At 59.4% G+C, this 14,149-nt stretch carries 10 protein-coding genes; 8 read left to right on the forward strand and 2 right to left on the reverse strand.

All coding sequences use genetic code 11. The features are described 5' to 3' along the window. The first annotated feature begins 64 nt into the window (after positions 1-64). From glmS to ABDB84_RS03765, 5 genes are all read left to right on the forward strand, one after another. A complete protein-coding gene (gene glmS / locus ABDB84_RS03745) occupies positions 65-1,915 on the forward strand; it encodes a glutamine--fructose-6-phosphate transaminase (isomerizing) (RefSeq protein ID WP_345918342.1) in 1,851 nt (616 codons plus the stop codon). Between the two features lie 424 nt (positions 1,916-2,339). Beyond that, positions 2,340-2,636 (forward strand): type II toxin-antitoxin system TacA family antitoxin, encoded by a 297-nt coding sequence (locus ABDB84_RS03750; protein ID WP_345918343.1) that lies wholly within the window; start codon positions 2,340-2,342, stop codon positions 2,634-2,636. Between the two features lie 79 nt (positions 2,637-2,715). Further along, complete coding sequence (locus ABDB84_RS03755) at positions 2,716-3,132, forward strand: GNAT family N-acetyltransferase (protein WP_345918359.1); 417 nt, start codon at positions 2,716-2,718, stop codon at positions 3,130-3,132. 918 nt (positions 3,133-4,050) lie between these two features. After that, on the forward strand, positions 4,051-5,523 hold the full coding sequence (locus ABDB84_RS03760) for a metallophosphoesterase family protein (protein ID WP_345918344.1): 1,473 nt from the start codon (positions 4,051-4,053) through the stop codon (positions 5,521-5,523). Then, positions 5,520-7,847 carry an ATP-binding protein gene (locus ABDB84_RS03765; RefSeq protein WP_345918345.1) on the forward strand — a complete coding sequence of 776 codons (2,328 nt, stop codon included), beginning with the start codon at positions 5,520-5,522 and terminating at the stop codon, positions 7,845-7,847. Before ABDB84_RS03760 ends, ABDB84_RS03765 begins: the two co-directional genes overlap by 4 nt. Positions 7,848-8,302: 455 nt before the next feature. On the opposite strand, the gene rocF is transcribed toward ABDB84_RS03765, so the two are convergent. Beyond that, positions 8,303-9,223, reverse strand: coding sequence for an arginase (gene rocF, locus ABDB84_RS03770; protein WP_345918346.1), 921 nt, complete (start codon positions 9,221-9,223; stop codon positions 8,303-8,305). A 309-nt stretch (positions 9,224-9,532) separates the two neighbouring features. Beyond that, complete coding sequence (locus ABDB84_RS03775) at positions 9,533-9,994, reverse strand: Lrp/AsnC family transcriptional regulator (protein ID WP_345918347.1); 462 nt, start codon at positions 9,992-9,994, stop codon at positions 9,533-9,535. Between the two features lie 135 nt (positions 9,995-10,129). On the opposite strand from ABDB84_RS03775, the gene metC reads away from it, so the two are divergent. The 3 genes from metC to ABDB84_RS03790 all read left to right on the forward strand — a co-directional run. Next, positions 10,130-11,419 (forward strand): cystathionine beta-lyase, encoded by a 1,290-nt coding sequence (gene metC, locus ABDB84_RS03780; RefSeq protein ID WP_345918348.1) that lies wholly within the window; start codon positions 10,130-10,132, stop codon positions 11,417-11,419. 824 nt (positions 11,420-12,243) lie between these two features. Further along, on the forward strand, positions 12,244-13,713 hold the full coding sequence (locus ABDB84_RS03785) for a diguanylate cyclase (RefSeq protein WP_345918349.1): 1,470 nt from the start codon (positions 12,244-12,246) through the stop codon (positions 13,711-13,713). A gap of 116 nt (positions 13,714-13,829) precedes the next feature. Beyond that, positions 13,830-14,149 (forward strand): hypothetical protein (locus ABDB84_RS03790; protein WP_428715062.1); only part of this gene is annotated, 320 nt, incomplete at its 3' end.

The raw sequence follows: 14,149 nt of genomic DNA on the forward strand, positions 1-14,149 counted from the left end.
CATATATTGTTTCAGTCTCGTTACCATCGCCAGACCGCAGCTTCCCGTCCCAGAAAGGCACTCCATGTGTGGCATCGTCGGCGCCGTCAGCACGCGCAACATCGTTCCCGTTCTCGTTGAAGGCCTCAAGCGCCTCGAATACCGCGGATACGACTCCTGCGGCGTCGCCGTGCATCACCAGGGCCAGCTGCTGCGCGCGCGCAGCACCTCGCGCGTGGCCGAGCTTGAAGCGCAAGTGATCGGCGACCGCATCGAAGGCGCCACCGGCATCGCCCACACGCGCTGGGCCACCCACGGCGCGCCCCTGGTGCACAACGCCCACCCGCATTTCTCGCCGAGCATGACCGATGCGCGCATCGCCCTGGTGCACAACGGCATCATCGAAAACCACGACGAACTGCGCGACGAACTGGTCGGCCACGGCTACACCTTCGTCAGCCAGACCGATACCGAAGTGATCGCCCACCTGGTCGACCACTACTACGACGGCGACCTGTTCGAAGCCGTCAAGGCCACCACCTTGCGCCTCAAGGGCGCCTACGCCATCGCCGTGTTCTGTCGTGACGAAGCGCACCGCGTGGTCGGCGCGCGCCTCGGTTCGCCGCTGGTGCTGGGCATCGGCCAGAGCAGCGAAGTGAGCGAGCGCTTCCTCGCCTCCGACGCCATGGCGCTGGCCGGCGTCACCAGCCAGATCGTGTACCTCGAAGAGGGCGACGTGGTCGACCTGCAGCTGGGCAAGCACTGGATCGTGCAACGCAAGGGCGAGGGCTTCCAGAACGTGCAGCGCGAAGTGCGCACCGTGCACGCCCACACCGGCGCCGCCGAGCTGGGCCCGTACCGCCACTTCATGCAGAAGGAAATCTTCGAGCAGCCGCGCGCCATTGCCGACACCCTCGAAGGCGTCGAAGGCTTTGTGCCCGATCTCTTCGGCGATGATGCCGAACGCATCCTCAGCGAAGTCGACTCGGTCCTGATCCTCGCCTGTGGCACCAGCTACTACGCCGGCAGCGTCGCCAAGTACTGGCTCGAATCGATTGCCAAGATTGCCACCCAGGTCGAGATCGCCAGCGAATACCGCTACCGCGACAGCGTGCCGAACCCCCGCTGCCTGATCGTCACCATCTCGCAATCCGGCGAAACCGCCGATACCCTGGCCGCGCTCAAGCACGCCCGCGCACTGGGCATGCCGCACTCGCTGACCATCTGCAATGTCGCCACCAGCGCCATGGTGCGCGAATGCGAGCTGGCCTACATCACCCGCGCCGGCGTCGAAATCGGCGTCGCCTCGACCAAGGCCTTCACCACCCAGCTCGGCGGCCTGTTCCTGCTCACCCTCACGCTGGCCAAGCTGCGCGGCCACTTGAGCGCCGAGCAGGAAAGCCAGTGGATGCGCGACCTGCGCCACCTGCCCGCCGCCCTGCAAGGCGTGCTCGCCCTCGAACCGCAGATCATCGCCTGGGCCGAAGACTTCGCCAAAAAGGACAACGCGCTATTCCTCGGCCGTGGCCAGCACTACCCCATCGCCCTCGAAGGCGCGCTCAAGCTCAAGGAAATCTCCTACATCCACGCCGAAGCCTACCCCGCCGGCGAACTCAAGCACGGCCCGCTGGCCCTGGTCGACAGCAGCATGCCCGTCGTCACCATCGCCCCCAACGACGCCCTGGTCGACAAGCTCAAGAGCAATATGCAGGAAGTGCGCGCACGCGGCGGCGAGCTCTACGTCTTCGCCGACGCCGACAGCCGCATCGAAAGCGCCCCCGGCATCCACGCCATCCGCATGCCCGAGCACTACGGCGCCCTGTCACCCATTTTGCATGTCGTGCCGCTGCAGCTGCTGGCCTACCACACCGCCTGCGCGCGGGGAACGGACGTCGACAAGCCGCGTAATCTGGCCAAGAGTGTGACAGTGGAGTAAAGCTGTTCCAGACAATTAAAGTCGTTGTTCCAGACAATTAAAGTCGAAAACAGGTCATTAAAGTCAAAAACAAACACCGGCCCCGCAAACGCCCCGCAAAGGCTTGCGGGGTCTTGTTTTTGGGGGTTTAGAGCGAACGACACCCGGTTGCACCAGAGTGGCGCACTAAAGTCGAAAACAAGGCGCGAAAGCCTTGCGTGGCGCGGGTTTTGGGGCTTCACGCTGAATTGGGACAGCCAAGCAGTCCCAGCTGTGTCCAGAAAGGGCGGGGCGATTCATACGTCGTAGCCAGTGCCCTGAGCGGGTCTCCCCGCTGCATGAGCGCCAGAAACGCAGCCTCCCCGCACTTGCTCGCGAGAAAACGTAACGCCATTAGCGTTACGCAAATGCTAGATTGACAGCATCCCATACAGGAGTCCTCGCCATGAGAGCTGCCAATCCCGCCAGCGATGCCCCGCGAGGCGATACGCTCAACCTGCGCATCCCGCCTGAAGAACGGAACCTCATCGAGCGCGCCGCTGAAGCCGCGGGCAAAACACGCACCGATTTCATCCTCAGCGCCGCCCGCCGTGCCGCGGAAGATACCTTGCTGGATCGCGCCATCCTCTCCGTCAGCCCTGAGGCTTACGCCGAGTTTCTCGCCCGGCTCGATGCCCCGGCCCAGCCCAACGAGCGCCTGCGCAAGACCATGCAGGCCCCTGCGCCTTGGACCAAGGCCTGATGCTCAGCGCGCCTTGCCTATTCAGCACTGCGCATGATCTCTCCGCCTTCGACTGCAGCGAGCCCCACTCAACGAATGGCTGCGCCGCCGCGCCCCGCAGAACCAGGCCAGCGGCGCATCTCGCACTTTCGTCTGTTGTGAGGGGAATGTTGTTGTCGGCTACTACGCCCTTGCTGCCAGCGCCGTAGCCCCGGCTGCCGCACCGGGCCGTTTCCGCCGCAACATGCCCGATCCCATTCCCGTCGTCGTGCTCGCCCGCCTCGCCGTAACCACCAGCCATCAAGGCCAGGGGCTAGGCCGTGCCTTGTTTCAGGACGCCGCCCGCCGAGCCCTGTTTGCGGCCGACGCCATCGGCGTGCGCGGCCTCATCGTGCATGCCTTGAGCGAAAGCGCGCGCAGCTTCTACCAGCAACTCGGGCTCGAAGCTTCACCGCTCGACCCGATGACCCTCACGGCCACCTTCACCGACCTGCGCGCCGCCCTCGGTGACGATTAACAACACTCACCATGAGCGACTACATTCCTGACCGGCACACTGTGATGGGAGCAAGTCACAACCATGCGACAGACTTTATTGTTTGTGCCGCTATGGGAGCGCCGCTGAACTGCAGTCTGAACAGACTATCGCTACAGTTTTCTTTATTGCGGCAGTTTTTCAATCAATTAGATAGGACGAACAACTCGACAGGCTTTATTGTTCGCGATCAGTCGAAAACAGGTCATTAAAGTCAAAAACAAACACCGGCCCCGCAAACGCCCCGCAAAGGCTTGCGGGGCCTTGCTTTTGGGGGTTTAGGCTGAGTTAAACCCGGTTGCACCAGAGTGGCGCACTAAAGTCGAAAACAAGGCGCGAAAGCCTTGCGCGGCGCAGGTTTTGGGGATTCACGCCGTGGAGGAAATGAGACACATGCTTTGTGTCGATGTCGAGCACTGGCGGATCGTCGGCCAAAGCTGACGGTGGAACAGCATCTCATGAACAACCGCTGTGTAGCGGCTGCGGTCGTTAGAATTGCTGGATTTGATGACAGAAAGAGGCTAGCCATCTTGGAAGGCACAGATGGCGCACCGCATCGTCTAGCGGCTCTTAGCCAGTTCGGGCTGCGTGGCGGGCGCTGCCGCAACGCGGCAAACACCACAGTCCCTGATCCCAAAGCGTCGAACCATCCCGACCAGCTCTGAGTCTCCGACTTCTCCTATGCATCGACCTGGCAGGGCTGTGGCCAACTGCAGCGGATCGTTGCCAGATCTCGAAGCCTACGACGCAATCTACAAACGCCGGCGGATGTCGTTTGAGGTCGGTTCCGGCTATGTCGTTTCGCTTTCATGCCGAGCAGACTTTGCTACTGAGTTAGAATAGCCTGCGTTTGGCCTAGCGTTCGATAGAAGATGAATAAGGTCTAGGTGGGAGGAGCCGATGTTCACCATACTGCACATTTCGGATTTGCATCGTTCCCCGACCGATCCAATTGAAAACTCCACGTTGCTCGGCTCACTGCTGTCGGACCTCGACCGCTACAAGATCGAGTCGAGAAACATCCCTGCGCCTGACGCCGCGATCGTGAGCGGTGACATCATCCAGGGCGTCAACCTGAAGTTTGCCGGCTACGCCGACGAATTGACCGTGCAATACGACGTTGCGTTCAACTTCCTGGCAGCCCTCGCCGATCGAATGTTCGAGGGGGACCGAAGCAAAGTGGTCATCGTTCCTGGAAATCACGACGTCTGCTGGAACACGGCGAAAAGCGCGATGCGTGACTACGTCGAAACCAATCCGCCGAAGAAGTTCAGTGCGATGTCCTTCTCTTCGGACACGTCTTTAAGATGGGACTGGAGCACGCGCAAGATCTTCGAGATCGCTGACAAGGAGATCTACAAGCGCCGGCTGGACGCTTATTGGTGCTTCATCGCGAGGTTCTACGAGAACGCCCGACTGGCTCATCCGATTGACGCTACGCGCGGATTCAACCTGTTCTCGCTGGACAAGGGCCGGATCCTGGTCGCTGCTTTGGAGTCGATTCACGGCAACGACTGCTATTGCCGAGAGGGCGGCATTGAGCGCGGCGTTATTGGTTCATGCGCATTGGCCATCCGCGACCTGCCTCAACAACCGATCTTGAGGGCAGCGACCTGGCACCACAGCTTCCAAGGCCCGCCAGTTGGGGACGATTACATGAACATCGCGTCGGTACATGAGTTGATTGGTCACGGATTCCGTCTTGGATTCCATGGTCATCAACATCTGGCCGAGGCCAACGCGCAGAAAATCCATCTGCCTGAGGAAGAGGCTATGGCCATCTCCAGCGCGGCCTCGCTTTGCGCTGGACGGATGGAGCTTCCGACGGGCGCAAACCGTGGCTACAACCTCGTCGTGATCGACGACGAGTACACCAGTTGTCGGGTCCACGTGCGCGAATTAATTCAAGGCAATCAGTTCGGCCGCTACACCCGAGGCATCTTCAAGGTGGACGGATACGCCGAGCTTCACTGGACGCTGCCGCCGTCGCCGTCCGGTGGCAGTCCTGCCGGCAGATCGCGCTTCTGCGCCGAGGCGATCCTCCGCGCCGAGGATGCCTTGAACTCTGGGGAACCCACTCGCGCCCTGACGATCATCGACGAGGCAGATGCGCGAGGCCATGCGCATGGACGACGAATCTATCTTCAGGCCGCGCGATCTCTTGGTCAAAACCGCACCATCATCGAGTTACTGAGCGAGCCATCTTCGATCGGGGATTTCGTAGAGCTCTTCGCCGCTCTGCTGGCAGAGAAGGACTTTTCCGAGGCAAGGTTGCTCTTGGGGAAAGGGCCGGCGCTCCTTGTCGATCAGGCCACGCTCGATGAAATGCGCAACCAGCTCGATCTCAAATCACGTTTCGGGGAGAAGCGATGAGTCAATACATTCCCTTTGCTGTCGACACCAGCCGGATCCTCGAGCTCCTGGCCAAGCAGATCTACCAATCACCGCTCGCGCTGCTGCGCGAGAACACGCAGAACGCCTTTGATGCGACGCTGCTTCGCGCCCAGCGCGAGTCTGGCTATGAAGCCGTGATTGAGATCGAGGTCACCGCGGAAAAAATCGTGGTCAGGGACAACGGGATCGGCATGACTTCAGACGATCTGAAGGAGCACTTTTGGAAAGCAGGCAGCAGCAGCAAGAACACGGAGGAAGCCCGGCGCGCAGGTGTTGTCGGTACCTTCGGTATCGGCGCCATGGCGAACTTCGGCATTGCGAATGAGATCGAGGTCGCCACTGAGAGCGCGGTGACTGGGCAGAGGACGAGGTGCGTTGCGAAGCGCGACGAGCTGAAGTTCAACCAGGACTGCATCTCGGCCGAGGATCAGGCCCCTACCGGACGAGTGGGGACTGAGATCGTCGCACAAGTGGCGCCCGGCACACCAATCGATGTGAACAACGTCAAAGCCTACGTTTCAGATTTCGTCGCGTTCCTTCAGACCAGGGTCACCTTCAATGGAGAGGTGCTAAGTCGGCAACCTGTCGAGAAGGCCGTACCCGCAGTCGCCGCAGTGTGGTCGGTCGACACAAAAGGGGAGTCGCTGAGCCCGAGGCTGCTCGCCGATGTCAGCATGCGGGTCTCGGTCAACGGCGATATCGGCCTGCACATTGAGAATATGACCTGGAATGGAAGTCCACTTGAGGGCCGGCTTTTTCTCAGAAGTGGGGTCGCCTCGATTCGCACGTTCCGCAGTGGGTTCGGCCTAGCCACGACCTCGGTCGGCTCGGTGTATCAGTTCGGTGGGGTTGCAGACCTTCGCGCGTTTCAGCCTACGGCCGGACGCGAGGCGCTCACGACCGAGAGCATGCAACTTCTACAGAGCCTGATCGCCGACATCGACAACTTCGCCTCCATCACTCTCGGGGGAAGGCCAGAGAGTGACTCGAGCACACCCTTCATGCAGTGGGCTGCCAACCATGCACGCTACGACCTTTGCGAGTATCTGAAGATTTCCGTTCATCCGGGTGAGCGAACAACGCTTGGCGAGATTCGTACACGATCAGCTGTGCAGGAGATGCCGGTCTACGATGGTGTTGAATCTTCCGTGATCGCAAGCTATTCATCGGAAGACCGACCGCTTATCCAGCTGTCTAGGAGTAATCCGCGGCGTCAGTGCGAGGTTGGCTTCTTGAAGCGGTTCTGCAGGACCACCCAGGTATCCAACGCGCCGCAGATCACTAACGTCAAAAAGATGAACGAACTCAGCGGGGCAGAGGCCGCCCTGGCGTTCCGTATCGAGACGATCCTTGAAAGTGACTACTTCTTGAAGGCAACTGTCCGCTTCGGCCAAATCTCCCATGGCCTGGCGATGTTGGTGGAGTTCAACGATGCCGACACGTTCATAACGCTAGATCCCAGCGGTTCTACGGTGGCGGCCGTGGCTGCGCTCTATCAACACGAGTACGTGGCGTTCGGGAGCATGGTCAAAGATTTCGTGCGCAACGCGATATTCCCGAAAGTCGCCGACAAGGTCCCAAGCAGCACCCGACAAGGCGCAGAGGCGTTTCTGCGCGCCATTCGCAAGCCTCGGGAGATCTTTGAGTACGAGGACACGGACACCTCACAGCTGTCGTCCATCTGGCTCGACTATACGGAGGGGCGTATCTCCCTTTCTGAAGCAGTGGGGCGGTCTAAACAAGCGGTCCAGAACTCTGTGCAGATTGTCGATGGAGGCAGTGCAGCAAGGGTGTCCGACGTTGTCCCTGACGTCGTCCCCAACGAGCAAGCGACCCACGTATTGTCGAACGGTGATGGTGCGCAGAATCTCGATGCGGCGCCAGCTATCACACGAAGTGACGTCTCAAGTGCGGCTAAGCTCTTGACAATCCCCGCTGATCAGCCGTCCCTTCGAGGCTTCCGGTGCTTCATCGCGTTGTCGGAAAAGGTCCGCTCCGAGATGGGTGACTTCTTTCTTCAGCCGCACAAGACGTCCATCGTCTGGGGTGGCCAGAAAGTCTTATTCATCTTTTTGCATCACTCCGGCGAGGTCGGTCTCTACTACGATCTACAGACTCGCGATTCGATATCTGAGCATGCAGGCGGCGCCGCGTTTCAGACCAGCACGATTGTTCTGAAGGACGCCATCTACATTCCTGTGCCCCAGGCCATCGAGAGCGGCTTCATCCCTGTGGCATCTGAGCGCAAGCGCTTCGAGATTCGAGCCGATCTTCTACGTGTCGATGGGAGCATGCCCAAATGAGTCGGTAAACTAAGGCGTGCGAATTCGGCGAATAGATCCGAGTTGCAATGCGGGGTTTTCAAGACTTTCATGAGCCTGGACGATGGACGTGATGGATCCATCGGTGGAGTTGCCTCGCGGTCGTCAGAGCAACCGATCCACAATGTTCACTCTCAATCTTTAGCGGACTTATCGATTACTGTCGTGACTGACCACTAAGGCCGATATCCCGCCACATACAAGCTACCCATGAACGGGTCATCCGCCGCACGCCCTTCATCATCGTTTATCGTGTCCTTAGCGAGCGCATCGAGCTGCTGCGCCTGATTTACGGGGCGCAAAAATGGTGGCTTCGGAGGGGCTTTCTCTTCGGACGACCTTCAGGAAAACAAACCTCCAGGCAATACGCTCGCTTGCACGCAGCGGCCTGTGCTGCCTGGCTGTTGGGGGCGCCAGATGGCCCCGACGGGCGCGCCTCAGGCGCGACGAATCAGGGTGCTTTTGCCCAGCAGGCTTTCGACGAGGTCGACAATCAGCTTGGCGGTCTGGTTGCGGATGTCGTAGGCGGGGTTGAGTTCGACGATGTCCAGCGAGCCCAGGCACCCTGATTCGGCGATCATTTCCATGCACAGCTGCGCTTCGCGATAGGTTGGCCCGCCCAGTACGGCGGTGCCGACGCCGGGCGCGATGTCCGGGTCGAGAAAATCCACATCCAGACTGACATGCAGATGGGTGTTGGCGTCCAGCTTGCTGAGGATGCTGCGCATCACGGCGGGCATGCCCAGCTCGTCGATGCGACGCATGTCGTAAATCTCTATCCCCTGCTCATGCACGAAGCGCTTCTCGGCGGCATCGACGCTGCGGATGCCCACCTGGGTGATCTGTGCGGGCGACAAGATGGGGGCGAAGCCGGCCAGGCCGGTGAGCGCTGGTGGTCCGTAACCGCACAGGCACGACAGCGGCATGCCGTGAAGATTGCCGCTTGGCGTGGTGAGCTCGGTATTGAAGTCGGTGTGCGCGTCCAGCCACAGGACATGCAGGTTTTTCCCCGTTTGCTGGCAATACTGTGCGAGCGCGGCGATCGAACCCATGGCGAGCGAATGATCGCCGCCGAGCACGACTGGCATGCTGGGGATGCTGAGCGCGCTCAGCACCGCATCACGCGTCGTTTCGCACCACTGGATGACTTCGGCAAGATTGCGCAGGCCGGCCTGTTCGACTGGGCGGAGCTTCTTGGGGCCGGAGAGATTGCCTTGATCGATCAGCGTGCAGCCCAAAGCTTCCAGCCCCTCGATGAGCCCGGCGACCCGCAAGGCATCCGGCCCCATCGCCGCCCCAAAAGTCCCTGCGCCGGCATCGCAGGGGACACCGATCACACTGAGAGTCGCTTGTCGCATGAGCTGTTGCATTTCTCTGTATGCCTTTCCGTCCAACACCGGCGGAAGTCCGCCAACACTCCAATCATCTACTCAGTTTGCAATCCTCGGGCAAGTCGGTAGCAGACTCATCAAACACGATCTGAAACGCGCGAGCATTGCGCGACGGGTTGCCTTGGCAAGCTCGTCCACCACGGCTTTGGCGTCGAGTTCCAGCTTGAGGTCGGATCTCATCTGCGCGTGCACGGCGGCCTGCTCGGTCGCGGAGAGTGCTTGATAGGCTTCAACAAAGTGACAGTGCGATGACAGAAGTTTTCTCAGCGCCTGGTACTACTTCACGTACTTGAGCGGCAGCTCCGTGGTGTATTTGATCTGTTCCATGGCGAAGGCGGAATTCACATCTGACAAGCCGGGAACCTGGATCAAGCGTTTGTAGACAGCGTCGTAGGCTTCGATGTCGGGCACTACCACACGCATCAAATAGTCGGTCTCGCCGGCCATGCGGTAGATCTCGACCACTTCCGGAATCGCCGAGACGGTTTCATGGAATGTGTCGATCCAGGCCTGGTTGTGCTCGCGGGTGCTGACTGACACAAAAACAGATACGCCTACATTGAGCTTTTTGCGATCCAGCATCGCCACACGACGGCGGATGTAGCCTGTTTCTTCGAGCTTCTGCATGCGCCGCCAACAGGCTGTGGAGCCCAGCATGACTTCCTCAGCCAGATCATTGAGCGAGACAGAGCAGTCCGCCTGAAGGCGAGAAAGTATTGCGATATCGAACTTATCCATAGGTATGTATTCTTATTTTGTCTTTATTTAAGGAAATAATTTTACCAAATTTCGTCGAGTTCGGAATTTTTTAGTAAAAAATTTCAGCCTCCGGGCGTTAAGCTGTTGACACCTTCAGCGACGCTTAGCGACCCCATGAATTCCCCTGTTCCCGACCAGCAAGACACTCTTTTGATCCACACCGGTCGTGACCCCGGTGCTTACGCAGGCTACGTCAACCCGCCGCTGTTTCGCGGCTCCACGATCATCGCGGAAAGCTTCGAGGCCTGGGAAAAGGCCAAGAAAACCGATAATCCTTACGGCAACTACGGTCGTTTCGGTTCGCCGACAATTCGTGCCTTTGAGGCCGCCATCGCCGAACTCGAAGGCGGCTACGCCTGCCAAGTCTTTCCTTCCGGCCTGTCGGCGTGTACCCACACGCTGCTGGCGTTGCTCAAAAGTGGCGACCATGTGCTGATCACCGACAATGTCTATGGTCCGACACGCAGCTTTGCCGACAATATGCTCGGCCGCCTGGGCATCCAGGTTGAATACTTTGACCCGAAGCTCGGGGCGAGCATTGCGGCCCTGATTCGTCCGCAAACCCGCCTCATCTTCCTCGAATCGCCCGGTTCGCTGAGTTTCGAGATTGCCGACATGCCCGCCATTGCCAAGGTTGCGCATGCCTCGGGCGTGCTCGTGGCGGTCGACAATTCCTGGGCCTCACCGCTGTACTTCAAGCCCTTTCAACATGGCGCGGATGTGTCGATCCAGGCAGCGACCAAATACATCCTTGGCCACTCCGACGCCCTGCTCGGCACGGTTACATGCAATAAACACGCCTGGGAGATTTTTCACCCGCGCGCCCAGATGTTCGGTGAAACCGCCGGCCCTGAAGATGTCAGCCTCGCGCTGCGTGGTCTGCGCACACTGGGTGTTCGCTTGCGCCAGCACTGGCAGAGTGGCGTAGCGCTCGCCCAGGCGATCAAGCCGCATCCGGCCGTCAGCCGCGTCTTGCATCCGGCCCTGGTCGATGACCCCAGTCACGCACTCTGGAAGCGCGATTTCCTCGGTGCCAGCGGCCTGTTTTCCTTTGTGTTGGCAAGCGAAGATCAACGCGTCGTATCCGCCTTCTTCGGTGCCTTGAAGCATTTTGGCATCGGTTTGTCATGGGGCGGGTTCGAGAGTCTGGCCCTACCGGTCGGCAAACCCAAGCGCTCCGCCAGCAGCTGGCCGGATCAGGGCACCCTGATCCGTATTCATGCCGGACTGGAGGCGCCGGAGGATCTTGTGGCCGATATCAGTGACGCACTCGATATCGCCCATAGGCTCGCTGTTTCTGGTGAGCCTGCACGTGCTGATCGTTTCAATCAGTGGCGTGCTGGTAGTCAATCTGATCATCGCCTTGAATCACCGTCCGAACCGCTATCTCGTCTGAGAGTCTGAAACGGGTCACGCCAGGCAGACGGCATAAGGTGACCAGCTTCGCTTGCTGTGCGCTCCGGATTGCCACGCGCGCAAATTCGCATGGGCGCCAATCTGGCCCTGTAGCTTGCAGCACTTACCCTGAAGCGCGGCGTGTGTATTGACTACAAAAGGGCGCTGCACAGCTCCTGAACAAACCCTTGTTCTCTGCAGTGGCCTCAGCATCCAAATGTAGTATTTCTTGCCTGCCGCACTTTTCCTCCACCTCAATCGAAGTCGAGGAGGCGGGCGATGACCGAGTTCATTCGGGTATTCCTCAAGAGGCAGGAGCTGCACTGGATTGCTTCGCCCGAAACACCCTCTCGTAGCGGCTTTGCGCACCCACTCGCGTGATCAAAGAACAGCCATTCTCCAGGCGAAATGTGCAAATTACCCCTTATGCATGAGATTTTGAGGCCGTAAAGCCTTTAGAAGAATTACGATCCGCCGTCACGCGGCCACCCGGAATACGCATGCCAGGCTGTTATCTGCACGAGCGGACAGCAAAATCGAAACAAGGCTCGGGAAAACCCGTATCAAAGCGCGCCCTGAGTGTTCGGCCTTATTTATCTGCAAAGCTAGGTCTTGAATTTCGCTGTAGCAAAACGAAAAACCAGGCGTCGCGCAGCACATTGCGTTTGCTGACACCCAAGAACACCGCCCTCACAGGGCACGGCACTTTGCTTTAGCGTGTATCGCGTGTGGTGTTGCTGAAGTCCTTGTCGCACAAAGCAGGCTGCGCGCCCCCAGAGGCGACCGGGCCAAGTCATCGTCATAGCCAAAATTGATTCGGAGTGAGCTTTTTAATGAACTCCTCTTCTTTCCAAAGATTTCTGGCTCGCCCGGTGATTGCCTACGGCCTGCTCATCTGTCTCTTGATTGCCATGGGTACATGGCTGGCCTACGACTTTTCGCGCGAACGTGAACGCAGCGTGGCCGAGACTTCGCGCATGGCCTTGCACAAAAGCCAGCTGCTCAGCAGCTTGTTCGGCGACACCTTTATCTCTGCCGACTACATACTGCGCGATGTGGCCGATCACATTGAATCGGCGCTTGCACGCAAATTGCCGCTTGCCGATCTGACGCCCTTGCTCGCCAGAAAACTGGCGACCGTGCCTGCACTCACCCAGCTGGCCATACTGGACGACAAATGCGTATTCACGGCGATGGGCAAAAGCGTCACTTTGCGCTTTAACAAAAGCAACCAGCGCTTCTGTTCAACCCGAAACAACGAGCCCGGCCAGAGCTTGCATATTCAATACATGCCGGCCGAAAAGTCGGCCAGCGGTAACGCAGTGGTTGTATTGTCACGGGTGATCTATTCAAAACAGGGTGAAGTACAAGCCGCGGTCATGGCGGTGATTTCATTGGATTATGCCCAGCGCTGGATCGAAACATTTTCGATCAGCACCTACGACATACTGACCATTCTCGATCAGGACGGCATCCTGATCGCGCGCAATCCACCGCTGCTCAAATATCTGGGCAATCGCGCGCCTCCGCCGCCCGGGAAAACCTCGTTCGACCATATTCGCGGGACCATGACATTTATCACCCAATCGCCGATGGATGGCCGCGAACGCATATTCGGTTTAAGCCGGCTGGAGAAATTTCCATTCATCACCATCGTCGGGTACGACAAAGAAGCAGCACTCAAAAGCTGGCAACAGCGCGCCTGGCAATTTTCCTGCGGCTACCTGGCACTGGTTTTTTTATCCATTGCTTTCTTGCATGCCCATTTGCACACCATCGCGCAAAGCCAGACGCTGAACATCCTGGCCACCACGGATGAACTGACCGGCATTGCCAATCGGCGTTACCTGCTCAAGTCCGGCGAGCAGGAAATCGTGCGCGCCATGCGTTATGAAAAGCCGCTCTCCGTGCTGATGATCGACATCGATCTGTTCAAAGCGATCAATGACAGTTGGGGGCACCACACCGGCGACCGGGTGATTCGCAACGTCGCGGATCAAATGCGCGCCATATTGCGCTCGGTCGACATCTGCGGCCGCTTGGGCGGTGAGGAATTCACGGCGATCCTGCCCGAAACCGACGCCCAGGGCGCCTTCGCGCTGGCCGAGCGTTTGCGCCTGGCGGTCGCCAACTCGGAAGACGCGAGGGCCGATGACGGCCAGGTCATCCGCCACAGCATCAGCGTCGGCATTGCCACGCTATCGCCCGACGACAGCCGCTTCGAAACACTTCTCAAACGCTCCGACCTGGCGCTCTACCAAGCCAAGGAAAATGGGCGTAATCGCGTGCAGACAGCGAGCTAGCCACCTGGCTCGCCCTCAGCGCCTCCAGCTCCACTATCTCCGCGCGAAGGCGTAGCATGCCGGACACATGAAGAGCGCGGCGCGGCCTGCCCCGCTGCGCGCTGGAGACGAGGAACATGCACGAAATCATCTGCCCCCATTGCAACAAAGCCTTCAAGATCGACGAAGCCGGCTACGCCGACATCCTCAAACAGGTGCGCGATGCCGACTTCGACAAGCAGCTGCACGAACGCCTGCACCTGGCCGAGCAGGACAAGCTGCGCGCCGTCGAACTCGCCGAAGCCCGCCTGGCCGGCGAGCTGCACAAAGCCGCTGCCGCCAAGGACAGCGAGATCCAGACCCTCAAGGCCCAGCTCGACGCCGGCGAAGTGCAGCGCCAGCTCGCCGTGAGCCAGGCGCTCGGCGCCATCGAGAAAGAACGCGACGCGCTGGCTAA

The sequence above is a fragment of the Uliginosibacterium sediminicola genome (assembly GCF_039631295.1).
Taxonomy (GTDB): domain Bacteria; phylum Pseudomonadota; class Gammaproteobacteria; order Burkholderiales; family Rhodocyclaceae; genus Viridibacterium; species Viridibacterium sediminicola.